This is a genomic window from Microbacterium sp. 77mftsu3.1, assembly GCF_900100525.1.
Taxonomy (GTDB): domain Bacteria; phylum Actinomycetota; class Actinomycetes; order Actinomycetales; family Microbacteriaceae; genus Microbacterium; species Microbacterium aquilitoris.
The window spans coordinates 288,727-311,649 of the sequence record NZ_FNCR01000005.1 but is presented as its reverse complement, the minus strand read 5'-3'; the positions used below and the strand labels follow the sequence as shown (position 1 = coordinate 311,649).

Below are 22,923 nucleotides of genomic sequence, written 5' to 3'. Positions count from 1 at the left end.
GCGGATCCGTGGCCAGTTCGCTCAGTACTCGCGCGCCCTTCGTGCGGTCTTCCCTCGCTCGAAGGAGCACCACCATGCCCTCGCTGACCCCGCCCCGTGCGGCCTCGGACACCACGATCGTGAAGACGGGGCGTCACAGGAAGCTTTGGTGGATCGCTCTCGCACTGGTCCTGGTGATCGCGATCATCGTCCTCTCGCCGATTATCTGCACCCTCGCCGTCGCCGTCGCGATCACCGCGGGAGTCTCACTCGGCAAGAAGACCCCGACGTTCCTGCGGTTCAGGACGCCGACCACCGCCGCACGTGCGCTGATCATCTCCGTCGTCGTCGCGCTGCTGTCAGCCGGTATGGCGAACCTCGTCCTGTCGCGGGCGCACACGACGGTGGACGAGGCGCCCGTCGCCTTCGCGCCGGCATCCCCGGCGGCCGACGAGGCGGTCGCGGTCGGTGAAGATCAGCCGGAGTCCCCGGCTCCGGCCGACACCGTCACGCCCGAGCCGGGTACGGCTCTGGCGGCTCTCGAGACCCTCGAGGTGAAGGGGCGTGCCCCCAAGACGGGCTACGACCGCGACGAGTTCGGGCAGCGCTGGAAGGACATCGACCACAACGGATGCGGGCAGCGCGACGACGTCCTCGCCCGCGACCTCGCGGGCGCGCAGAAGGACGGGCGATGCGTCGTGACCTCCGGCATCCTCGACGATCCGTTCACGGGCGAGCGCGTCGCGTTCGAGCGCGGCGAGGACACCTCGTCGCTCGTGCAGATCGACCACGTCGTTCCCTTGTCGGATGCCTGGCAGAAAGGTGCGCAGCAGCTCACCGCGCACCAGCGCGAGACCCTGGGGAACGACCCGCTCAACCTTCTCGCCGTCGACGGTGCCGCGAACGCGCAGAAGAGCGACAGCGACGCCGCGACCTGGCTTCCGAAGAACACGCAGTTCCGCTGCTCGTACGTCGCGAGGCAGGTCTCGGTGAAGGTCGCCTACGAGCTGTGGATCACGCAGGCGGAACGCGACGCGATCGAGCGCATCCTGACGGGGTGCCCGACGGAACAGCTGCTGGCGTCGGACTACGCCGCGGGCGCCATGGCGATCGAGGCCGAGCCTGCAGCGAAGCCCAGTCCGAGCGTCGCAACGACGCCGAAGCCTCAGCCGACGCAGGAGCCGAAGCCCGCGCCTGCGCCCGCGAAGCCTGCGCCGCCGGCGGACGTGTACTACAAGAACTGCACCGCGGCCCGCGAAGCCGGGGCCGCCCCCGTGCGCCGAGGCGACCCTGGGTACGCGAAGCACCTCGACCGGGACGGCGACGGCGTCGGCTGCGAGTAGCGACGGTCGACAGACGAGTCGGTGGCGACCACACTGGTCGCATGGATCCCCTGACGAGCGCCGTGCTCTTCGTGACCGTGTTCGCCGCCGGCTCGTACGTCCTCTACTGGGTGATCCGCAAGGCCGTCGCGCACGGCATCCAGGAAGCGCGTCGCGCCACGGAGGGTCAGCGGGTCGACGCGGGCTGAGCGGCCGGGGCTCGTCGCCCGGAAAAGGCGAAACCCCCGCGAATAGAAGCTTCGCGAGGGTTCCTAGAACCGTTGTAACGACGGTTCGTGTGGCTCCGACGGGCGTCGATCCCGTGACCTCACGATTTTCAGTCGTGCGCTCTACCAACTGAGCTACAGAGCCGCATGGCATCAGAAGTGCCATGTCCTAGACGAAAGGCCCGTGAATTCAACAGAAGCTGAAGACAAGGGCCTGTCGCTCGGAGCGACCCTGACGGGACTTGAACCCGCGACCTCCGCCGTGACAGGGCGGCACGCTAACCAACTGCGCTACAGGGCCATGCTTATTAAATTGTGGGAGTGACCCCAACGGGATTCGAACCCGTGCTACCGCCGTGAAAGGGCGGCGTCCTAGGCCGCTAAACGATGGGGCCGAGCGACCCCGGGGGGATCACGCTTACCGAGGGTCAAGCATATGCGATCCCTCGCGAATGTGCGAATCGAGGGCGCGCCCACCGTTCGGACGGGGGAATCGGGGGCAGGATGGCGGTGCCCCTCTCGGTCTCGACCTGTGACGAATGTGAACAGTGTTGCTACTGTGATGGGCGGATCAGCACGCCATCTGGCCGAGGGAAGGGTGTGTGCAGTGACCGACCTGCCCGAAGCGACCGGAGCCGACTGCGGCTGCGCGCCCACCGCCGAAGAGACGCGGTCGTTTTCGTCGCGCATCAGCAGGCGGAACGCCCTGGGCCTCGGCGTCCTCGGTGTGGCCGCGGCATCCACCGGTCTCGGCTTCGCCCTCCCGGCCTTCGCCGCCACGTCCTACCCCAGCTGGGATGACGTCCAGAAGGCGCGTCAGAACGAGGCGTCCAAGGGCACCGAGATCACCCGCATCCAGAACCTCATCTCGTCTCTCGAAAACGACGTCACCGTCAAGCAGGCCGAGGCCGAGCGCTTGGGCGCCGAATATCAGGACGCCCTGATCGCGTACGAAGACGCTGCAGCGCTTGCGGATCAGCGTCAGGCGCAGGCCGACGCCGAGGAGAAGCGCGCCAAGGCCGCCGCCGGCAAGCTCGGTGTGCTCGCCGCCGAGCAGTACCGCTCCGGCAAGGGTGATGCCACCCTCGAGCTCTTCTTCTCGGATTCCTCCGCGAGCGCCGACGACCTCCTCGGCCGCCTCGGCACGATGGATCGCCTCGTCGATGCCAACCGCGATGTGTATGCCGAAGCCGTCGGCGCGCGCGACAGCGCGAAGAGCCTCGCTGCGCAGGCGCAGGTCGCCCGCGACGAGCGTGACAAGCGCAAGGTCGAGGCCGAGCAGAAGATGCAGGCCGCGCAGGATGCCGCGCAGGCCGCACAGGCTGCCCTGGCTGCGCAGAACGAGCACCGCGAAGTGCTCGAGGCGCAGCTGCAGGCCCTGCAGGACACCACCGCGAAGACCGTCACCGCGTACAAAGCCGGCGTCGAGGCCGAGCGCAAGCGCCGTGAAGAAGCCGCCCGCAAGGCCCGCGAGGAGGCCGCTCGCCGAGCCCGCGAGGAGGAAGCGCGTCGTCTTGCGGAAGAGAAGCGTCGCCGCGAAGAAGAAGCCAAGAACAACAACAACGGCGGCGGATCCAGCGGTGGCGGATCGTCGTCGGGCGGTTCCTCCGGCGGCGGAAGCAGCAGCGGCGGCAGCGGTGGAGTCGTGCAGCCATCCGGCTGGGTGCGCCCCGCCCACGGCTACATCAGCTCCTGGTTCGGCGTCCGCGGCAGCATCTGCACGCCCAGCGGCTGCACGGCCAGCGGCCACCGCGGCATCGACTTCGCCAGCTCGTGCGGGTCGCCCATCTACGCGGCTGCCTCCGGCACCGTCGTCTTCGCCGGCTACAGCGGCGGCTGGGGAAACTTCATCAAGGTGCGCCACAGCGACGGCACCATCACCGGCTACGCGCACATCATCGACGGCGGCTACGCAGTCGGATACGGCGACTACGTCCGTGCCGGCCAGACGATCGCCTACATCGGCAGCACCGGCGCTTCCACGGGCTGCCACCTGCACTTCGAGGTCTACCGCGGCGGCATCCGCGTCGACCCGGCACCCTTCCTGCGCGCCCGCGGCATCAGCGTCTGACGCTCAGCGTCCCGAAACGACGAAGGTCGGATGCCGCGCGGCATCCGACCTTCTCGTTGTGAGCCTCAGAGGCTGTTGGGCGCTTCGCCCTCACCCTGGGTGCGGGTCTCGCCCTCGTGCTCGTCGAAGCGCGTGAAGGCCTCGGACACGAGGCGCTCGGCCTCGGCCGCACCGGCCCACTCGTCGACCTTGACCCATTTGCCGGGCTCGAGGTCCTTGTAGCGCTCGAAGAAGTGGCCGATCTCACCCTTGGTCCACTCGTCGATGTCGTCGACATCCTGGATGTGCGCCCAACGCGGGTCCTTCGCGAGGACCGCGACGACCTTGTCGTCGCCGCCGGCCTCGTCGCTCATCTTGAGGACGGCGACGGGACGGACCTTGGCGAGCACGCCGGGGTAGATCTCGCGGTCGAGGAGGACGAGCACGTCGAGCGGGTCGCCGTCCTCGCCGAGCGTGTTCTCGAAGAAGCCGTAGTTCGCGGGGTACCCCATGGGGGTGAACAGAACGCGGTCGAGGAAGACGCGGCCCGTGCCGTGGTCGACCTCGTACTTCACGCGGCTGCCGCGCGGGATCTCGATGACGGCGTCGTACGCGCCCATACCTGTGCTCCTTTGAAAGTCCGGTGGGATGCGGGCACAAGCCTACTTGCGCGGGTGCGTGTGCCCAACGCAGGGTGAAACGCTCGGGGACGCCGGTCCCCGGCCCGTCAGGGTGCGATTTCTCCTGCACTCGGCACGCCCGGTGGCGGAGGAGCGCTCGGTACGGTGGAGCGGTGCCGTCCCTGCATCCCGCCGTCGCCGAGGTCCGCCGTGCCGTCCGCTCCGCACTGACCGGCCTCCCGGAGGGCGCCGTCGTCATCGTGGGGCTCTCGGGCGGCGCCGATTCGCTCGCGCTCGCCGCGGCGGTCGGCTTCGAGGCGCCGAAGCTCGGGCTGCGCGCGGCATCCGTCACCGTCGACCACGGCCTGCAGCCGGACTCCGCCGAGGTCGCCTCGGCCGCTGCGCGTGCCGCCGCGACGCTCGGCCTCGATCCGCTCATCGTGCGGGTGGAGGTCGGCACCGAGGGCGGTCCCGAAGCGGCGGCGCGCGATGCGCGATACGGCGTGCTGCGGGATGCCGCGCGCGACGTGCGTGCTGCGGCTGTGCTCCTCGGGCACACGCTGGACGACCAGGCCGAGACGGTGCTCCTGGGCTTGGCCCGCGGATCCGGTGCGGGCAGCCTGCAGGGAATGGCGGCGGCATCCGATCTCGACGGCATCCCTCTGCTGCGACCCCTGCTCGAGGTGCGCCGCGCGACCACCCGGGACGCCTGCGCGGCGCAGGGACTCGAGCCGTGGGACGACCCGCACAACCGCGACCCGAAGTACGCGCGGGTGCGCGTCCGCGAGACGGTGCTGCCGATGCTCGAGGCCGAACTCGGACCCGGCATCGCCGAGGCACTGGTGCGCACGGCGGCGCAGCTGCGCGAGGACGCCGAGGCCTTCGACGAGATGATCGACGAGACGATCGAGGACATCGTGGAACCCGCCGAGGCCGGCATCGCGGTCTCGGTCGCCGCGCTCGCCGCCAACCCGCCCGCACTCCGTCACCGCATCATCCGGCACGTGGTCGCCAGCGAGTTCCACGTCTCGCTCACCCGCACGCAGACGCTCGAGGTGGCGCGACTGGTCACCGAGTGGGCGGGGCAGGGGCCGATCGACCTGCCCGGATGCCGCGCCCGCCGCGCCGGCGCCCTGATCGAGTTCACGGGGGCCGGATCCGGTCTTTAGACTTCTGCAATGCGCGCAGCCGAGATCGCCGACCAGCTCACCGATGTCCTCGTCACCGAGGAGGAGATCCAGGCGAAGCTCGAAGAGCTCGCCCGTCGGGTGGAGGCGGACTACGAGGGCAAGGACCTGCTGCTCGTCGGTGTGCTGAAGGGCGCGGTCATGGTGATGGCCGACTTCGCCCGTTCGCTGAAGCGCCCCATGGAGATGGACTGGATGGCCGTGTCGTCCTACGGCGCCGGCACGAAGTCGAGCGGCGTCGTGCAGATCCGGAAGGACCTCGACACCGACATCTCGGGCAAGCACGTCCTGATCGTCGAGGACATCATCGACTCCGGCCTGACGCTGAGCTGGCTGCTCGAGAACTTCGCCTCACGCGGCGCGGCATCGATCGAGGTCCTCGCATTGCTCCGCAAGCCCGAGGCCGCGAAGGTCGAGATCGACTGCCGCTACGTCGGTTTCGACATCCCGGTCGAGTTCGTCGTCGGGTACGGATTGGACTTCGCGGAGAAGTACCGCAACCTGCGCGACGTGGCGGTCCTCGCGCCCCACGTCTACTCCTGAATTCGCGCGGTACGCCCAAAACGAACGCACAGACCCCGCATAGCGCCGCGGGGGTAGCCTGAACGCACAATGAACGTCAAGAAGCTCTCCCGCAACCCGTTCCTCTACGTGGTGCTCATCGGCGTGCTCTTGATCATCGGCATGACGCTGATCTCGAACCTCACCGGCGCCAAGAGCATCACCACGCAGGAGGGCTTGAAGCTCCTCGATGGGTCGACGGTCTCGCAGGCCACGATCACCGACGGGGACAACCGCGTCGACCTCACGCTGGACAAGGCGTTCGAGGGTTCGACGAACGTGCAGTTCTACTACGTCACCGAACGTGCGGACGCGGTGGTGCAGGCCGTCGACTCGGCCGCCCCCAAGGACGGTTACAACGACGTCGTGCCGCAGACCAGCTGGTTCGGCAGCCTGATCTCGATCCTCCTGCCCATCCTCATCCTCGGTCTGCTCTTCTGGTGGCTGCTCTCGAGCGCCCAGGGCGGCGGCAGCAAGGTCATGCAGTTCGGCAAGTCGCGCGCCAAGCTCGTGACCAAGGAGACCCCGACGGTCACCTTCGCCGACGTGGCCGGCTCCGACGAGGCCATCGAGGAGATGCAGGAGATCAAGGACTTCCTGAAGGACCCGGCGAAGTTCCAGGCCGTCGGCGCCCGCATCCCGAAGGGCGTGCTGCTGTACGGCCCTCCCGGAACCGGTAAGACCCTGCTCGCGCGCGCCGTCGCCGGCGAGGCGGGCGTTCCGTTCTACTCGATCTCGGGTTCCGACTTCGTCGAGATGTTCGTGGGTGTCGGCGCGAGCCGCGTGCGCGACCTCTTCAAGGAGGCCAAGGAGAACGCTCCGGCCATCATCTTCATCGACGAGATCGACGCCGTCGGTCGCCACCGCGGCGCCGGAATGGGCGGCGGTCACGACGAGCGCGAGCAGACGCTCAACCAGATGCTCGTCGAGATGGACGGCTTCGACCCGAAGGTCTCGGTGCTCGTGATCGCGGCGACGAACCGCCCCGACATCCTCGACCCCGCGCTTCTCCGCCCGGGCCGCTTCGACCGCCAGATCGGCGTCGACGCGCCCGACCTGAAGGGTCGCCAGCGCATCCTCGAGGTGCACGGCCGCGGCAAGCCGCTCTCGCCCTCGGTCGACCTCGCCGTCATCGCGCGCAAGACGCCCGGCTTCACCGGCGCCGACCTGGCCAACGTCCTGAACGAGGCCGCGCTCCTGACCGCCCGCTCGAATGCCCAGCTCATCGACATGCGCGCCCTCGACGAAGCGATCGACCGCGTCATCGCCGGTCCGCAGCGTCGCACGCGCGTCATGAAGGACAAGGAGAAGCTGATCACGGCGTACCACGAGGGCGGCCACGCCCTCGCCGCCGCAGCGATGAACCACACCGACCCCGTCACGAAGGTCACGATCCTTCCCCGTGGCAAGGCGCTCGGGTACACGATGGTGCTGCCGCTCGACGACAAGTACTCCATCACCCGCAACGAGCTGCAGGACCAGCTGACGTATGCGATGGGCGGCCGCGTCGCCGAGGAGATCGTCTTCCACGACCCCACCACGGGTGCCTCGAACGACATCGAGAAGGCGACCGGCATCGCCCGCAAGATGGTCACCGAGTACGGCATGACCACCGACGTCGGGCCCGTGAAGCTCGGCTCGTCGTCGGGTGAGGTCTTCATGGGACGCGACATGGGTCACGGCCGCGACTTCAGCGAGCGCATCGCCGAGCGCGTCGACGCCCAGGTGCGCGGACTCATCGAGCAGGCGCACAACGAGGCGTACGAGGTGCTGAACGCGAACCGCGAGGTCCTCGACCGGCTCGCCCTGGCGCTGCTTGAGAAGGAGACGCTCGATCACCTCGAGCTCGCCGAGATCTTCAAGGACATCAAGCGCCTGCCGCCCCGGCCGCAGTGGCTCTCGAGCAGCGAGCGTCCCGTGTCGACGCTTCCGCCCGTCGAGGTGCCCCGTCGCGCCGAGGCTCCGGTCGCGGCGAACACCGAGGCCGAGCAGCCGGCCCCCGAGACCTCGCCGGCGCGCCACGCGACCGGGCAGGCTCGACCCGCGACGGCCTGAGGCGGCGCGCATGGCGGTCGACCGCGAGCGCGTCTCCGAACTGGTGCGGGAACTGCTCGTCGCCATCGGTGAAGACCCGGAACGTCCCGGCCTGAAGCTGACTCCGCAGCGCGTTGCCGACGCGTACGCGGAGTTCTTCTCGGGTGTGGGTGAGGATGCCGCAGCCCCGCTCGCGCATACGATTTCGGTCACGCGCGGTCCGGCGCCCGACACGCTCCCCTCCGGTGCGGTCATGCTCCGTGACATCCGGTTCCGCTCCGTCTGCGAGCACCACCTGCTGCCGTTCGCCGGGCATGCGCACGTCGCCTACCTTCCCGGCGAGCAGGTCGTGGGACTCGGCGCTCTGCCGAAGGTGATCGACATCCTCGCGGCGCGCCCGCAGGTGCAGGAGCGCCTGGGCGAGCAGGTCGCCGACACGATCGCCGGCTCGATCGACACCCGCGGTGTGCTCGTCGTGCTCGACGCGGTGCACGAGTGCGTGACGATGCGCGGGGGACGGCAGCCCGCGGCATCCACTGTCACCATCGCCGCCCGCGGCGTGTTCACCGACCCCGTGGCGCGCGCCGAGGCGATCGCCCTGCTGACCGGCGGCCGGACATGACCCTCGTCATGGGCATCGTGAACGTCACGCCGGACTCGTTCAGCGATGGCGGACGGTACGCGACGCACGAGGCGGCGATCGCGCACGGCCGCGCCCTCCTCGCCGACGGGGCTGACCTGCTCGACATCGGCGGGGAGTCCACTCGTCCCGGCGCGACGCGGGTCGCGCAGGGCGACGAGCAGGCGCGCATCCTGCCGGTCATCGAGACGCTCGCCGCCGAGGGGGCGGTCATCAGCGTCGACACGATGAACGCGGGCACCGCCGCTGCCGCGGTCGCAGCCGGTGCCCGGATCGTCAACGACGTCTCGGGCGGCCTCGCCGACCCCGACATGCTCGCCGTCGTCGCCCGCACCGACGCGGACGTCGTCGTGCAGCACTGGCGCGGGCACTCCGACGACATGTACGGCACCGCCGTCTACGACGACATCGTCGCGGAGGTGGTCGGCGAACTCGCTGAGCGCGTCGCCGCGGCTCGGGCGGCCGGCATCCCGGATCAGCGCATCATCGTCGACCCGGGCTTCGGCTTCGGCAAGACGCCAGAGCAGAACTGGCAGGTCGTCCGCGGCCTGGGCGAGCTCGTCGGCGGTGGTCATCGCGTGCTCCTCGGCACGAGCCGTAAGCGGATGCTGGCGGTCGCCGCGTCCGGTGCAGGTATCGAGCTCAGCGGTGAGGCCGATCTCGATCTCGCCACGGCCGTCACGAGTGTCCTCGCCGCGCAGGCCGGCGCCTGGGCGGTGCGCGTGCACGACGTCGCCGCGACGCGTCTCGCCCTCGCCGTGCGGACCGCGTGGGAGGGTGAAGGATGACGACCGACGAGATCGCGATCACCGGCATCCGTGCCACCGGATTCCACGGCGTCTACGAGCACGAGCGCCGCGACGGGCAGGAGTTCGTCGCCGACCTGGTGCTGTCGCTGTCGTTGGCCCGCGCCGCGGCGACCGACGACGTCACCGACACCGTCCACTACGGGGAGGTCGCCGAGCGCGTCGCCGCGATCCTCGCGGGCGACCCCGTCGACCTCATCGAGACCGTCGCCGAGCGCATCGCGACCGCCGTCCTCACGGGCTGGTCGCTCGTCGACGCGGTCGCCGTCACCGTGCACAAACCCGCCGCGCCGATCCCGGTGCCGTTCGACGATGTCGCCGTCACGGTGAGGCGGTCCCGCGCATGAGCCGCCGCCTCGCCGAAGGGATGCCGCAGAAGGAGCCGCGCGCGCACGGCCCCGCCCACCGCGCCGTCGTCGCCCTCGGCGCGAATCTGGGTCAGCGCGCCGACACCATCGCCGAGGCGATCGCCGACCTCGGCCGCCTGCCGATGACCGTGCTGGTCGCCGCGGCCGAGCCGATCGAGTCGGTCGCGATCACCCTCGGCGGGCCGGATGCCGACGCCCCCCGCTACCTGAACACGGTCGCGCTCATCGACACGCGTCTCGCCCCGTCGCTGCTCCTCGGTTATCTGCACGCGATCGAGGGCCGGCACGGCCGTGAGCGGCGCGAGCGGTGGGGGAGCCGCACCCTCGACCTCGACCTCATCACCTACGGCGACGTGCGTTCCGACGACCCGGCTCTCGTGCTGCCGCATCCCCGTGCCGCGGAACGCGACTTCGTGCTCGACCCGTGGCTGAGCATCGACCCCGACGCGGTGCTCCCCGGCGTGGGCGCGGTCGCCGACCTGCGCGCCGCGTTGCCCGGAGGTGCGGGATGAGGCGTACGAACCCGCTCCTCCTCGTCGCGGTCGCCGTCGTTGCCGGCATCGCGGGGTTCTTCGTCGACCAGGTCCTCACGGGGATGGGGCAGCCGACCTTCACCCCGTCGCCGCTGTTACCGATCCTGCTCGTCGCGCTCGGTGCCGCCGTCGTCCTCGCTGCCATCCCGGTCCGCCGGGCGACAGCCGGAACCGCAGCACCCGTCGACCCCTTCCGAGCGCTCCGCATCGCGATGCTGGCCAAGGCGTCGAGCATCGTCGGAGCGCTCGTCGCCGGATTCGGCGGAGGGCTTCTCGCCTTCGTGCTCACACGACCCGTGTCGCCCTCGTTAGGCTCAACGGGTGCGGTGATCGCCGCGGTGGGGGGCGGGTTGCTCCTCGTCGCCGGTGCACTCGTCGCCGAACACCTGTGCACCATCCGGAAGGACGATGATGACGACCAGCCCGGACCCGACGAACCCGGCTACGGGCTCTCCCACTCCGACTGACGAGACGTTCACGAAGATCCTCGAACCGCGGGGTGCCTCGCGGCTCCCGCTGGGGGATGGCGCCTGGCGCCAGCTGTCGCGCAAGTACGTGATCGGGCAGGTCATCGGCTACGTCGTCGTGCTCCTGCTGATCGCGGCCGCGGTACTGACGCTCTGGCTCATGTTCGAAGCGACGTGGCCGTTCATCCCCGGCGGCATCCTTTTCGCGATCTTCCTCGTGACGCTCGTCGTCACACCGAGGCAGGCGCGGTCGATCGGCTATCAGCTGCGCGAGGACGACCTCGTCTTCCGACGCGGCATCCTGTGGCAGCGGATGGTGTCGGTCCCGTACGGCCGCCTCCAGCTCGTCGACATCACGCACGGCCCGCTCGATCGGATGCTGGGCATCGCCCAGTTGAAGCTCGTCACCGCGGCGGCATCCACCGGTGTGACGATCCCCGGCCTGCCGCAGCGCGACGCCGAACAGCTGCGCGACACGCTCATCGAGGTGGCTGAGACCCGGCGGACCGGTCTGTGAGCGATCTCGACCCCCAGCCCGCGCCGCTCGAGCAGGCGTCCGCTCCGCCGCCCGCCGCGGTCCGCTCCGAGATGAGCGACGGCGAATGGCACCGGATGCATCCGCTGTCGCCGCTGCTGCGCGGCGGGCTGACGCTCATCGTGATCATCGGCATCCTGGTCGCGAACCTCCGCGACCGACTGATCTCGTTCTTCCTGCCCGAGAACTTCCGCTACGGCGAGGAGGACCCGGTCGACTTCGTCTTGCAGAACGGCATCGCGGTGCAGGCCATCGTCGCCGTGGCGGTCGGCCTCGTCATCCTGCTCGCCCTCTTCTGGACGGCCTGGCGCTTCCACACCTTCCGCATCACGGGCGACGAGGTCGAGGTGCGCAGCGGCGTGCTGTTCCGCACGCACCGTCGCGCACCGCTCGACCGCGTGCAGGGCGTCAACCTCACGCGCCCCGCTCTCGCCCGTCTCGTCGGGCTCGCCAAGCTCGAGGTCGTCGGCGCCGGGCTCGACGCGAACGTCAAGCTCGAGTACCTGTCGACCCGCAACGCCGAGACGGTCCGCGGCGACATCCTGCGCCTCGCGTCGGGACATCGGACGAAGGATGCCGCTGGCCGCCCGGCATCCGCAGGCGGGCCGCTGACCTCTCGCGTGACCGCCGGGATCAGCGAGATCATCGACGGTGTCGACGACGACGGTGCCGAACCCGAATCCATCGTGCGCGTGCCGATATCGCGCCTCATCCTCGCGGGGTTGCTGTCGGGCTCGACCATCTGGTTCGTGCTGGTCGTGGTGGCGGCGATCGTCGGGCTCGTGCTGCAACCGATCTGGATCATCCCCGCTCTCGGTGCGTCCATCCCCGCGGCGATCGGTTTCGGCGCGTACGCGGTGCGGCAGTTCATCAAGACGGTCCGCTACTCGATCGCGCCGTCGTCGGCGGGGGTGCGCGTCACCTTCGGTCTGCTCACGACGGTCACCGAGACGCTGCCCCCGGGTCGCGTGCACGCCGTCGACATCCGGCAGCCGCTGCTGTGGCGGTGGGGTGGCTGGTACCGGATCCGGGTGAACAAGCTCTCGGGCCGCTCGGCAAGCGACGCATCGGCAGCCCAGATGGGCGACGTGCTGCCCATCGGTACGCAGGCCGACGTCGAGCGGGTCCTGCGACTGCTGCTGCCGTCCCTCTCCGTCGACGCCGCGATGCTCGACGCGGGTCTCCGCGGTCCCCGCGAGGGTGACGGGTACGTCACGTCGCCTGCCCGGGCGCGGGTGATCGACCCGCTCACGTGGCGACGCAACGGCATCCTCGTCCTGCCGCAGGCGGTGCTGATGCGGACCGGCCGGCTGTGGCCGAAGCTCACGATCCTGCCGCTGGCCCGCATGCAGTCCGTGCGTCTCTCGCAGGGCCCGCTCGCGCGTCGCCTCGGGCTGGCCGCCATCACGGGACACACGGTCATGGGACCCGTGAACGGCACCATCGAGTCGATCGACCACGCTCGTGCCTACGAGCTGTGGCGGGCGATCACGGATGCCGCGGTGGCCGCGGCATCCGCCGAGAGCGCTCAGCCGACCGACGGGAACGCGGTCGAGGTGGAGTGGCCGGAAGCGGCTTCGGTCGCGCCGCCGCTCGCGCCCCCTGCGCCGGTGCCGCCCTTGTGGGTGCCGCCCGCCCCGCCGACGTCGCCGACGGAGGAGCGATGAACCGCGAGGGGCGCCTCGGTGTCGGCGTGATCGGCGCCGGGCGGGTCGGGCCCGTCATCGCCGCCGCTCTCGCGGGGGCCGGGCACGCGCTCACCGGGATCACGTCGGGATCGGACGATGACCGGGTCGAGGCGATCCTCCCCGAGGTGCCGAGGGTCAGCGCCGAAGAGGTCGTCCGACGCAGCGAACTCGTGGTCCTCGCCGTGCCGCACGACGAGCTGCCGGGGCTCGTGTCGGGCCTCGCCGAACTCGGTGCGTGGCAGGTGGGCCAGATCCTGATGCACACGGATGCCGCGCACGGCATACAAGTGCTCGCTCCCGCCGCGGCGCGGGGTGCCATACCCGTCGCCATCCATCCCGCCATCGCCTTCACGGGCACGTCGACGGACCTTCGCGCCCTCAAAGACGCGTACGCCGCCGTGACAGCGCCCGCCGCGGTCCTGCCGATCGCGCAGGCGCTCGCGGTCGAGATGGGGTGCGAACCGGTCGTGGTCGCCGACGCCGACCGCGCGGCGTACGGCGAAGCGATCTCGACCGCGACGGCCTTCTCGTCGTTGATCGTGCAACAGGCGGCCGGTTTGCTTCGCGGCGCCGGGGTCGAGGATCCCTCGCGGTACCTCTCGGCGCTCGTCCACACGACGATCGACCGCGCGTTGAGCGACGCCGCGCCTGCGGTCGGTGACGGGCCGCCCCTCCCGTGAGCGACGTGGAGCTCGCCCGCATCCCCGCGGGCAGCGTCGACCTGCACGACGCTCGACGCCGGCGGCGGTGGACCGTCGCGCTCGAGCCCTTCGAGATCGGCGTCTACCCCGTCACGCAGGAGCAGCTGTCGGAGGTGATCGGGGTGGCGGCATCCGACCCCCGCCGTCCCGCCGTCGAGGTCAGTTGGCTGCGCGCCGTGCGGTTCTGCAACGCGCTGTCGGAGTGGGAGGGGCTCGACCCGGCCTATGCCGTCGACGGCGAAGAGGTGCGGTGGCACGTCGACAGCGACGGCTTCCGGCTGCCGACGGAGGCCGAGTGGGAGTACGCGTGCCGCGCCGGCTCGACCGGCCCGCACTACGGTCCACTCCCCGAGGTGGCGTGGACCGCCGGTGACGGCGTGACCTCGCCGCAGCCGGTCGGCGGCAAGCTCCCGAACTTGAACGGGCTGTTCGACACGCTCGGCAACGTGTGGGAATGGTGCTGGGACTTCCTCGACACCGAGCGCTACGACGACTACCGGGTGTTCCGCGGTGGCGGCTTCGCTGACGACGCTTGGAACGTCCGCGCCGGCACCCGCCGCGGCGGCGGACCCCGCATGACGCACGACGACGTCGGGCTCCGCGTAGCGCGGGGCGGCTTCGATGCGGTCGACGCCGCACAGGGCTGGTCGGCCGCGTTCGACGCCGAGCGTGCGGCCGGCGGCGATCCCCGCCCGCCCGGCTGGACCCCGCGCCGCTGAGGCTTGGCGGTCGGGGTGTTCGCGGATGCAAGGGATCGTGCGCGACACCCCGGGGTGGGATGCCGCGGCGCGGCGTGTCGGGGCGGATCTCTTGCATCCGCGCACACCTGGCGCACACCCGGCGCACACACCCCGCGCCCGCGCCGCCCGCGCCGAAACCGCCCGCAGCCCGTCGATAGACTGAAGGGTCGAATCCCCGAGGAGCCCCCGAACATGACCGACGCGTCCGCGCCCACGCCCGCCGAGACGACCGAAGAGGACGTCATCGAGCAGAAGGCGGTCCGTCTCGCGAAGCGGGAACGGCTGTTGAGCGAACGAGCGGATGCCGCGGGTGGCGCCTACCCCGTGACCGTGCCCGTCACCGACACGATCTCGGCACTGCGCGAGCGGTTCGCATCGCTCGAGGCGGGCGATGAGACCGGCGAGACCGCGTCGGTCGCCGGCCGGATCGTGTTCAGCCGCAACACCGGCAAGCTCTGCTTCGCAGCACTCCAGTCCGGCGACGGAAGCCGCATCCAGGCGATGGTCTCCCTCGCCGAGGTGGGCGACGAGTCGCTGCAGGCGTGGAAGGAGCTCGTCGACCTCGGCGACCACGTCTCGGTCACCGGTCAGGTCATCTCCAGTCGCCGCGGCGAGCTGTCGATCATGGTCACCGACTGGACGATCGCCGCGAAGGCGCTGCTGCCGCTCCCGAACCTGCACTCCGAGCTGAGCGAGGAGAGCCGCGTGCGGTCGCGCTTCCTCGACCTGATCGTCCGCGACACCGCCCGCGAGACCGTCGTCGCCCGCGCCAAGGTGAACGCGTCGCTGCGGCGCACGTTCGACGCGCACGGCTTCCTCGAGGTCGAGACGCCGATGCTGCAGGTGCAGCACGGCGGCGCCGCGGCCCGCCCGTTCATCACGCACTCCAACGCGTTCGACACCGAGCTGTACCTCCGCATCGCGCCGGAGCTCTTCCTCAAGCGCGCCGTCGTCGGCGGCATCGACCGGGTCTACGAGATCAACCGCAACTTCCGCAACGAGGGCGCCGACTCCACCCACAGCCCCGAGTTCGCGATGCTCGAGGCCTACCAGTCCTACAGCGACTACAACGGCATCGCCGACCTGACGCAGGAGCTCATCCAGAACGCCGCGATCGCCGTCGCCGGCTCCACCACCGTCACGTGGGCCGACGGCACCGAGTACGACCTCGGCGGCCAATGGGACCGCATCTCGATGTACGAGTCGCTGTCGGATGCCGCCGGTCGCCGCATCACGCCCGAGACCTCGTTCGAGGAGCTCCAGACCTTCGCGGCCGAGTCGGGCGTCGAGGTGCCGGAGAAGATCGCCACCCACGGAAAGCTCGTCGAGGAGCTGTGGGAGCACTTCGTGAAGGGCGGCCTCGAGCGCCCGACATTCGTCATGGACTTCCCGCTCGACACCTCGCCCCTCGTGCGCGAGCACCGCACCATTCCCGGTGTCGTCGAGAAGTGGGACCTCTACGTCCGCGGCTTCGAGCTCGCGACCGGCTACTCCGAGCTCGTCGACCCCGTCATCCAGCGCGAGCGTTTCGTCGAGCAGGCGAAGCTCGCCGCGCGCGGCGACGACGAGGCGATGCGTGTCGACGAGGAGTTCCTGCGCGCGCTCGAGCACGGCATGCCGCCCACCGGTGGCATGGGCATGGGCATCGACCGCCTGCTGATGGCGATCACCGGCCTCGGCATCCGCGAGACGATCCTCTTCCCGCTCGTCAAGTGAGCGCGGGCGCGGGCGCACGACGATGCGTCCTCGCCAGCGGAACCGTCTCGGCGATCCGAGCCGACAGCGCGTCGACCTCCGCGGGGCGGAACCGGAGTGCCCGGAAGGTGCGCGGCATCCCTGCGTAGAAGCACACGTCGGCGACGAGCGGATGCCCCGCGAGCCGGCTCGTGCCCACGATGTGCACGGCCGCGGCGGACAGCACCGTCTGCCGTTGCACGACGTGACTGACGAGGAGGACGACCCGGTTGGAACCTGCGTCGACCCGCAGTCGTGAACAGAGGACGACCGTGACGGGCCAGGCGATCGCGAAGACGATCGCACCGGCCGCGAGGACGAGCAGCGGCGGCCACCCCAGTCCCGCGGCGACCCAGCCGGCGAGGACGGCGGCAGCGATCAGCCCGGCGAGCAGAACGACACCCGTACCGGTGGCTCGGGCACCCCGATCGCCGGTGAGCAGGCGCGTCGACGGGTCCTCGTCGAACGCCTCGTGCAGCAGGCGTTCCACGACCCGGCGGGGGAGCGACGGGAGCAGGAGGTTCGTGCCGAGCTGCGCGGCCGAGTCCGTCGTCAGAAGCGACAGTCGGACGCGTCCGAGCAGCGTCTCGACGAGGTTGCGTTGCAGCACGACGCCGATCGTCGTCGCCCGCGAGACGCTCCGGGTGTGGGTGGAGAACAGGCCGTAGGAGATCACGATCCGGTCGCCCGGCATCCGTCGCACCTCGAACGAGGCGTAGCGCACCACCGTCAGCACGAGGCCGAGCGCGACGATGCCGACGGCGATCGCCACCGCCCAGACGACCGGGGGGAGCGGCAGCCACCGGGTGAGCGCCGCGTCGGCGCCGAACATGCCCAGCGTCTCGGACACCCCCAACGCCGCGCCACCGCCGATGAGGGCGAACTGGCCGTAGACGACGCTCGCGAGCAGCAGGTGCGTCAGCCGCACCCGGTAGAGCAGGATGCCGGGCGCCGGCCGCGCCTGCTCGGCAGGCTGCTCGGCGGTCACCTCCGCCTCAGTCGTCCCGAGCGCGTGCCCGGCGCGCGCCGTCACCTCGCGATGGAGGTCCTCGTCGACCGCCCACAGGTGGACCTTGGTCCGCTCGTCGCCGGCCTGAGACAGCGTGAGGACCCGCAGGTCCCACCGGGCGAAAGCCCAGGACTGCCTGCTGTCGACCGTTCCGATGTCGCCCCAGGCGAGGGACTGCTGGCGTCGCGTGAACGCACCGGTCGTCACCACCAGGTGCTCCGGGGTGAGCGCCACCCGGGTGAAGGTCCACCGCCAGATCGGTTCGCACAGGAGAACGGCGATCAGGGGGCCGAGCGCCAGCCACGCCCAGGCGCCCGGCCACACGGCCGGTCCGAAGAGATAGACGGCGCCGGCGATGAAACTGCCGACGAGTTTGGGAGAGGACTCCAGGTACGACGCCGGAAGGTAGCGCAGCGGAAGACGCCGGGGGACCTCGTCGGAGGGGACGGTCACCGCGCCGGCTCCGCCTGCGCGTGGAGCACGGTCGTGCGGATGCGCTCCGCCGCGCGCGGTTCGAGCGGGCCGAGGCCCTCGACCTCGGAGATGCACGTGAATCGCACGCTCACGGCGTCGAACGCGCGCAGCAGCGGCCCCTGCACGACCTCGACGTTCAGGATCTGGGCCGTCGCGATGACGGTGGTCCGCCGCCAGAGCCAGCCGCGCGTGATGTAGACGTAGTCGGCGGTCGCGGTGTAGCTCGTGTTCTCGACCTGCTTGCGGTTGAGCCAGGGCAGTTCGATCAGCAGGGAGACGACGGCGAGGATGCCGACGATCACCCAGAGCGCCGTGCGCCACCCTGGATCGGGGAGGAAGGCGATGGCGACGGCGAGTGCCGTGGTGACGAGGACCGTCGTCACGCCCTCGCGGACGTTGAGGTAGGTCAGGGCGCGGGGTGCCAGCACCGAGTCACCGCGGGTGCCGTGCGCCGGCGGGTATCCCGAGGACGGGGTGCTCGCGTGGACGGTCATGATCCCGATACTCCCGCACCGGCGGCGTCGGCGGGCATCCGTCCGGCGTGGATTCTCGGGAGATCGAAACCTCGGTGCGCGTAAACTGATCCCGCTTCATCTCGATCCGATTCGAAGCACCCCTGGCTGGCGTCTTGACCGAGACGCCAGCCAGACCCCTTTCCAGAGGGGGCGCCGGTCATTGCACGTCGGCCCGCTGATTGCGGGCGAATCCGATGGCGAGCGGGACGACCAGCCACAGCAGTCCGGCCGTCAGAGCCGGGCCGAGCTCGCCCGTGCCGCTGCCGGCCTCGGTGATGGCGGTCAGCCGGAACCACGAGCCGATGCCGTGCGGGATGAGCATGAGCAGCGGGTCGATCACGAATCCCTGCACGAGCGAGAACACGATGGCGATCGCGACGCGCTGCGTCGCCGCGCCGTACGCGATGCCCGACACGGTGCCGACGGCGGCGCTCCAGAGCAGGACCGCGATGCTCTCCGCATCCGCGTTCCACACGATGGTCGCCCCGGCCGCGAGCGCGAGGCCGGCGGTGAACACGACGGCCAGGACGGCGGCGATGGCGACGAGGACGGTGCACACGATGAGCGCCGTCAGCGCCTTGGCGAGGAAGACGATGTGCCGGCGCGGTTCGAGGGCGAACGTCGTCAGCACGTCTCGCGACTGCCAGTCGGCGGCCATGATGAAAATCGCCAGGATGGGGACGAACACGGTGACGGCCGCTCCCATGCCGAGGAGCGCGCCGGAGATGCTCACCGATTCCGCGTCGACGAGCAGCGCGATCGCGGCGACACCGGCGCCGACGACGACCCAGAGCGCGGCGGTGAGGCCCAGCGCCCACCGCGTCCCCCGTGTCGTGCGGACGTTCCGCAGTTCGGCCCGCAGGCTGCGGCCGAAGCGGCCGGCCGTCTGCGGGGGGCTGTCAGCGAGGATCAAAGACGTCACCTTCCACTCGGTACTGGCCGCGCGTCAGGCGACGGTAGAGGTCGCTGATCGACTCGCGGTCCTCGGCGAGCTCGTCGAGCAGGATGCGGTCGGCGATGCAGATCTCGCTGAGGGAGCGGGGGTCGATGCCCACCGAGAAGCGCCCGTCCTCGGGACGCACACTGAACGGGATGCCGCGGGTCGTGAGCGCGCGTCGCAGCAGGTCGGTGTCCGCAGCGATCGCCGTCGCGTTCTTTTCGGCGGTGAGGTCGCCGACCTCGCCGGAGTAGCGGATGGCGCCCTCGCTGAGGACGACGATGCGATCGGCGAAGGTCTGGAGTTCCTGGAGGAGATGCGTCGAGACGAGGACGCAGCCGCCCGTCGTGTGCGCGTGATGGACCAGAGTCGATCGCAGCCAGTCGCCGGTCTCGATGTCGAGACCGTTCATGGGCTCGTCGAGGATGAGGTGTCGAGGCCGACCGACGAGCGCGACGGCGAGGGCGACCCGCTGCTTCATCCCGAGGGAGAGCGCGCCGAATCGGCGACGTGCGGCAGAGGCCAGGCCGAGCGTGGCGATGAGTTCGCCGACCCGCTCGCGCGGTGAGCCGGTCAGGATGGCGGCCGTCGCGAGGGTGTCCTCGACACTGCGCCCGGGGTGGTGGGCGCCCGGGTCGAGAAGGGCTCCGACGGTACGGCCCGGCTGCGCGAGATCGCGGAAGAGGACGCCGTCGAACGTGGTCGATCCGGCGTCGGCGATCGTCAACCCGAGCATCGTGCGCATCGCGGTCGACTTGCCGGAGCCGTTGGGACCCAGCAGGCCCGTGACGGTGCCCGCGGGGATGTCGAAGGAGACGTCGTCGAGGACGCGCTTGACGCCGTACGTCTTCGAGACGCCCCTCACGCGGATGCCGGTGTCCGGTGTCTGCGGCATGGGTCGTCTCTCCTTCTCTCTCAGGTGGTCGCGGTGTCCCGATGGGACGGCACGCACGTGGTGCCGTCCCATCGGGACAGATCTCAGCCGATGCCGAGGATCCGCAGGATGTAGTCGACGATCGTCGCGAACGAGATGCCCGCGTTGATCCACTCGAGCACGCGACGCCAGTTGTTGCGTGCCCACGCGGTGATGCGTCCGACCTGGCCGGCGACGGCACGGCCCCAGCGGCCGATGTTCGCGATGACCCACGCGATGAACCTCAGAACTGCCCCCATGATGTTTCCTCTCGATCCGTTGGTGTTTGTCAGTGACGCTGCGTTCGTGACCGCGATCGCAGCGCCGGAAGTGACGCTACCGACGGCTCGGGCCGCCGCTCTTGAGTCGAAAGGCCCCAGCGCTCGTGCGGGGGACGCAATCCGCATCCGCCTTTAGACGCAACGGGACCGCCCGGGGTGCCGCCCCCGGATGGAATGCGCTCTCGCGCCGTATCGAGGTGCGCAGGCCGCGGCTAGGCTCCGAGGCGTTCCCACCCACATCGACGCGCGGCAGACACACGGTGCCCGTTCGTCCGCGACGTAAGGAATCCCATGGCTGACAAGAAGCGGACCGCCGCGGACGGCGCGGCATTCGCCGCACTCTTCATCGTCGCGCTGACGGTCAACATCTGCCTGGCCGTCTTCACCGACGTCGAGGTGATCCTGCGCTGGGGGATCACCGCCGTGGCCGGCATCGCCGCCGCGGCGACGGCCTACGCGATCGTGTCGCGCCGGAGCCGTTCGCGCAGCTGAGGGACGCCGCCCCGCTCAGGGGAGTCGGATGACGCCGGTGGTCGCGGCGTAGAGGAGGACCTGCACCCGATCGCGCACGCCCCACTTCGTCATGATCCGGCGCAGGTGCGACTTGACCGTCGCCTCGGACAGGAAGAGGTCCCGCCCGATCTCGGCGTTCGACATCCCCTTGGCGAGCAGCTCGAGGACGTCGAGCTCACGACGGGAGACCTGTTCTGCGGGGCTCAGTGTGACGGTGGGCTGACCCGCCTGCGCGCCGATCCGCCGGACGAGATCTCGGCCGGCGACCGACGACAGGACGAAGCCGCCGTGGTGCGCGCTGCGGACGGCCGCCGTGATGTGCTCCGGTTCGGAATCCTTCACGAGGAAGCCGACGGCGCCGACCCGGAGGGCGCCGGCCACCGTCTCGTCGGATCCATAGGTCGTGATCGCGATGGTCCGTGCGGACGGCAGGTCGACCGACAACTGCTCGATCGCGCGGATGCCGTCGCCTCCCGGCATCCGGATGTCCATCAGGATCACGTCGGGCTTCAGTTCGAGGCTCAGGCGGACAGCGCTCGGTCCGTCGCTCGCCTCTCCTACGACCGTCATCCCCGGTTCTGCGTTCAAGAACACCTGGAGAGCCCGTCGGACGAGAGCCTCATCGTCGGCGATGAGAACTCGGATGGGGTCCATGCGATCAGCATAGGTGCCGGTTTTGCGTCTTGCGGTGACGGGATTGCGTCTTGAGCAGGAGCGTCCCCCGGCGCTCCTCGCGTCAGGATGGGCGCAGGGCGTGCCGGGAGCTCCTTCCGGCACGAAATCGAGATGGGGAGAGAAAGAATGTTCCGATGGATCCCGTTCGCGAGTCAGCCGACAAATCTGTGGACGCACCTGTGCCGGGTGCTGCGCATCTGCAACTAACCCGCGGCATGCACGGCGCGGGCGGAGCAGCCCGTGCCGTGCAGCGCGAGCTGTGGGACTACGTCCTCCCCCCGAAGGTCGCCCGCGCAATCCTGGCTCTGCTGCCCCTGCTCGCGGCGGTCGACGTCGTGTGGGCGCAGCTGACATCGGGGCCGTCGATCTCGTGGCCGACGATCGCCGCCTCCGTGCTCACCAACGGCTCGATCATCGCGATGGCCTGGCGGCCCACGTGGGGAGCCATCGTCCTCGTGCTCTCCGGATTCGTCGCCGTCGTCGCGGGCCAGAGCGGTGAGTATCTGACCGCGGTCGCCATGAGCATCGGGGTCGTCTTCTACTGCTGCAGCGCCGTGTTCTCGACCGCGTACGGGGTCGCGGCCGTCGCCTGGGTGGCGGCGATCGCCACGGTGCCGCCGGGTCTCGACGTCGGCGGAGTGGTGGCCGTCTTCGTCGTCGGGCTCCTGTCGGCGACGGTCGGACGGGGCCTGCGTCGCGTCGTCCGCCGGAACGTCGTCCTCGCCTCGCAGGTCGACGCGCACGAGGCGCAGCTCGACGCGGCGCTGCTGGCGGAGCGCACCCGTATCGCCGACGAGCTCCACGACGTCATCGCGCACGAGATCTCCATCACCGTCATGCACGCCCGCGTCCTGGAGCGCACGGACGACCCCGAGATCCGCTCCAGCTCGCAGCGCGCGATCGTCGCGGCATCCGCTCAGGCGCTGACCGACACGCGTCGCGTGCTGCAGCTCATCCACGGCAGGACGGGGACGGACGGCGTGACGGATGCCGGTGCCCCCGGCATCCGCCGAGAGATCGACTCCCTCGCCCAGAAGCTCCGCGACCTCGGGCACACGGTGAGGACGGAGGTCACCGGTGACGCGGCGCTCGCCGGCATCATCGAGACGACCCTCACCCGCGCCGCGCGGGAGGCGGTCACGAACATCGTGAAGCACGGCGCGCCGGCGATGACGATCGAGCTGTCGCTCGTGGTGACATCGCACACCGTCGTGCTGTCGGTGATCAACGATCCGCATCGCCCCGTGTCGGGTCAGCGCCCCGGCCCCGCATTCGGACTCGCCCGGCTTAGAGAGCGCGTCGAGGTGCTGAGCGGCACGTTCGCCGCAGGCCCCGACGAGGGTCGATGGCGCGTCCGCGTGGAGCTGCCCACGCGCTGATCAGCGTTTACGCCCGCGCCGACGCGCGTGTCAAG

Annotated in this window: 25 protein-coding genes and 3 tRNA genes; 18 read left to right on the top strand and 10 right to left on the bottom strand. The window is 70.3% G+C overall.

Translation table 11 applies throughout. The annotated features are described in order from the left end of the window. Positions 1-74 precede the first annotated feature (74 nt). Complete coding sequence (locus tag BLR68_RS14380; RefSeq protein WP_018185767.1) at positions 75-1,322, top strand: GmrSD restriction endonuclease domain-containing protein; 1,248 nt, start codon at positions 75-77, stop codon at positions 1,320-1,322. 41 nt (positions 1,323-1,363) lie between these two features. Continuing rightward, positions 1,364-1,510, top strand: a complete 147-nt coding sequence (locus BLR68_RS18015; RefSeq protein WP_018185766.1) for a hypothetical protein — start codon at positions 1,364-1,366, stop codon at positions 1,508-1,510. A 90-nt stretch (positions 1,511-1,600) separates the two neighbouring features. On the opposite strand, the gene BLR68_RS14375 is transcribed toward BLR68_RS18015, so the two are convergent. The 3 genes from BLR68_RS14375 to BLR68_RS14365 form a co-directional block, all read right to left on the bottom strand. After that, positions 1,601-1,673 (bottom strand) — tRNA-Phe (locus tag BLR68_RS14375). Between the two features lie 82 nt (positions 1,674-1,755). After that, positions 1,756-1,829, bottom strand: a tRNA-Asp gene (locus BLR68_RS14370). 21 nt (positions 1,830-1,850) lie between these two features. Further along, positions 1,851-1,923, bottom strand: a tRNA-Glu gene (locus BLR68_RS14365). Between the two features lie 212 nt (positions 1,924-2,135). On the opposite strand from BLR68_RS14365, the gene BLR68_RS14360 reads away from it, so the two are divergent. Next, positions 2,136-3,599, top strand: coding sequence for a M23 family metallopeptidase (locus BLR68_RS14360; RefSeq protein ID WP_018185765.1), 1,464 nt, complete (start codon positions 2,136-2,138; stop codon positions 3,597-3,599). Between the two features lie 65 nt (positions 3,600-3,664). Here the strand turns inward: BLR68_RS14360 and BLR68_RS14355 are convergent, their stop codons facing one another. Further along, positions 3,665-4,198, bottom strand: coding sequence for an inorganic diphosphatase (locus tag BLR68_RS14355; RefSeq protein ID WP_018185764.1), 534 nt, complete (start codon positions 4,196-4,198; stop codon positions 3,665-3,667). 173 nt (positions 4,199-4,371) lie between these two features. Between BLR68_RS14355 and tilS the strand changes: the two genes are divergently transcribed. From tilS to lysS, 13 genes are all read left to right on the top strand, one after another. Further along, complete coding sequence (gene tilS / locus BLR68_RS14350) at positions 4,372-5,367, top strand: tRNA lysidine(34) synthetase TilS (RefSeq protein ID WP_018185763.1); 996 nt, start codon at positions 4,372-4,374, stop codon at positions 5,365-5,367. A gap of 9 nt (positions 5,368-5,376) precedes the next feature. Continuing rightward, positions 5,377-5,928 (top strand): hypoxanthine phosphoribosyltransferase, encoded by a 552-nt coding sequence (gene hpt / locus BLR68_RS14345; protein ID WP_018185762.1) that lies wholly within the window; start codon positions 5,377-5,379, stop codon positions 5,926-5,928. Positions 5,929-5,997: 69 nt separating this feature from the next. Next, positions 5,998-8,001 carry an ATP-dependent zinc metalloprotease FtsH gene (gene ftsH, locus BLR68_RS14340; protein WP_018185761.1) on the top strand — a complete coding sequence of 668 codons (2,004 nt, stop codon included), beginning with the start codon at positions 5,998-6,000 and terminating at the stop codon, positions 7,999-8,001. A 10-nt stretch (positions 8,002-8,011) separates the two neighbouring features. Further along, on the top strand, positions 8,012-8,602 hold the full coding sequence (gene folE, locus BLR68_RS14335) for a GTP cyclohydrolase I (RefSeq protein ID WP_018185760.1): 591 nt from the start codon (positions 8,012-8,014) through the stop codon (positions 8,600-8,602). Further along, on the top strand, positions 8,599-9,408 hold the full coding sequence (gene folP / locus BLR68_RS14330) for a dihydropteroate synthase (protein WP_018185759.1): 810 nt from the start codon (positions 8,599-8,601) through the stop codon (positions 9,406-9,408). Before folE ends, folP begins: the two co-directional genes overlap by 4 nt. Next, positions 9,405-9,773 (top strand): dihydroneopterin aldolase, encoded by a 369-nt coding sequence (gene folB / locus BLR68_RS14325; protein ID WP_018185758.1) that lies wholly within the window; start codon positions 9,405-9,407, stop codon positions 9,771-9,773. The genes folP and folB overlap by 4 nt, the downstream gene beginning before the upstream one ends. Beyond that, on the top strand, positions 9,770-10,306 hold the full coding sequence (gene folK / locus BLR68_RS14320) for a 2-amino-4-hydroxy-6-hydroxymethyldihydropteridine diphosphokinase (protein WP_018185757.1): 537 nt from the start codon (positions 9,770-9,772) through the stop codon (positions 10,304-10,306). Before folB ends, folK begins: the two co-directional genes overlap by 4 nt. Beyond that, a complete protein-coding gene (locus BLR68_RS14315) occupies positions 10,303-10,794 on the top strand; it encodes a DUF3180 domain-containing protein (protein ID WP_018185756.1) in 492 nt (163 codons plus the stop codon). The genes folK and BLR68_RS14315 overlap by 4 nt, the downstream gene beginning before the upstream one ends. After that, positions 10,739-11,311: a PH domain-containing protein gene (locus BLR68_RS14310; RefSeq protein WP_018185755.1), complete on the top strand. Its 573-nt coding sequence runs from the start codon at positions 10,739-10,741 to the stop codon at positions 11,309-11,311. Before BLR68_RS14315 ends, BLR68_RS14310 begins: the two co-directional genes overlap by 56 nt. After that, entirely contained in the window at positions 11,308-12,996 is a 1,689-nt protein-coding gene (locus tag BLR68_RS14305; protein WP_018185754.1) for a PH domain-containing protein, read from the top strand. The genes BLR68_RS14310 and BLR68_RS14305 overlap by 4 nt, the downstream gene beginning before the upstream one ends. Continuing rightward, positions 12,993-13,697: a DUF2520 domain-containing protein gene (locus tag BLR68_RS14300; protein WP_026302769.1), complete on the top strand. Its 705-nt coding sequence runs from the start codon at positions 12,993-12,995 to the stop codon at positions 13,695-13,697. The genes BLR68_RS14305 and BLR68_RS14300 overlap by 4 nt, the downstream gene beginning before the upstream one ends. Further along, entirely contained in the window at positions 13,694-14,437 is a 744-nt protein-coding gene (locus BLR68_RS14295) for a formylglycine-generating enzyme family protein (RefSeq protein ID WP_018185752.1), read from the top strand. Before BLR68_RS14300 ends, BLR68_RS14295 begins: the two co-directional genes overlap by 4 nt. Before the next feature lie 213 nt (positions 14,438-14,650). Further along, positions 14,651-16,174: a lysine--tRNA ligase gene (gene lysS / locus BLR68_RS14290; RefSeq protein ID WP_018185751.1), complete on the top strand. Its 1,524-nt coding sequence runs from the start codon at positions 14,651-14,653 to the stop codon at positions 16,172-16,174. On the opposite strand, the gene BLR68_RS14285 is transcribed toward lysS, so the two are convergent. The 5 genes from BLR68_RS14285 to BLR68_RS14265 all read right to left on the bottom strand — a co-directional run bounded on the left by BLR68_RS14285 (position 16,167) and on the right by BLR68_RS14265 (position 20,300). Beyond that, the gene (locus BLR68_RS14285) at positions 16,167-17,654 is read right to left on the bottom strand and encodes a YdbT family protein (protein WP_026302768.1); all 1,488 of its coding nucleotides are present in this window, start codon (positions 17,652-17,654) and stop codon (positions 16,167-16,169) included. The two genes, lysS and BLR68_RS14285, sit on opposite strands and share 8 nt — an antisense overlap. Further along, the gene (locus BLR68_RS14280; RefSeq protein ID WP_018185750.1) at positions 17,651-18,169 is read right to left on the bottom strand and encodes a PH domain-containing protein; all 519 of its coding nucleotides are present in this window, start codon (positions 18,167-18,169) and stop codon (positions 17,651-17,653) included. Before BLR68_RS14280 ends, BLR68_RS14285 begins: the two co-directional genes overlap by 4 nt. Positions 18,170-18,347: 178 nt before the next feature. Then, positions 18,348-19,112 carry an ABC transporter permease gene (locus BLR68_RS14275; RefSeq protein WP_256335404.1) on the bottom strand — a complete coding sequence of 255 codons (765 nt, stop codon included), beginning with the start codon at positions 19,110-19,112 and terminating at the stop codon, positions 18,348-18,350. Beyond that, positions 19,090-20,022 (bottom strand): ATP-binding cassette domain-containing protein, encoded by a 933-nt coding sequence (locus tag BLR68_RS14270; RefSeq protein ID WP_018185748.1) that lies wholly within the window; start codon positions 20,020-20,022, stop codon positions 19,090-19,092. Before BLR68_RS14270 ends, BLR68_RS14275 begins: the two co-directional genes overlap by 23 nt. A gap of 83 nt (positions 20,023-20,105) precedes the next feature. Then, a complete protein-coding gene (locus tag BLR68_RS14265; protein WP_018185747.1) occupies positions 20,106-20,300 on the bottom strand; it encodes an aureocin A53 family class IId bacteriocin in 195 nt (64 codons plus the stop codon). A 312-nt stretch (positions 20,301-20,612) separates the two neighbouring features. Between BLR68_RS14265 and BLR68_RS14260 the strand changes: the two genes are divergently transcribed. Then, a complete protein-coding gene (locus BLR68_RS14260; RefSeq protein ID WP_018185746.1) occupies positions 20,613-20,813 on the top strand; it encodes a hypothetical protein in 201 nt (66 codons plus the stop codon). A gap of 15 nt (positions 20,814-20,828) precedes the next feature. Here the strand turns inward: BLR68_RS14260 and BLR68_RS14255 are convergent, their stop codons facing one another. Next, on the bottom strand, positions 20,829-21,488 hold the full coding sequence (locus BLR68_RS14255) for a response regulator (RefSeq protein ID WP_018185745.1): 660 nt from the start codon (positions 21,486-21,488) through the stop codon (positions 20,829-20,831). A 155-nt stretch (positions 21,489-21,643) separates the two neighbouring features. Between BLR68_RS14255 and BLR68_RS14250 the strand changes: the two genes are divergently transcribed. Next, positions 21,644-22,888, top strand: a complete 1,245-nt coding sequence (locus tag BLR68_RS14250) for a sensor histidine kinase (RefSeq protein ID WP_256335402.1) — start codon at positions 21,644-21,646, stop codon at positions 22,886-22,888. Positions 22,889-22,923 lie beyond the last annotated feature (35 nt).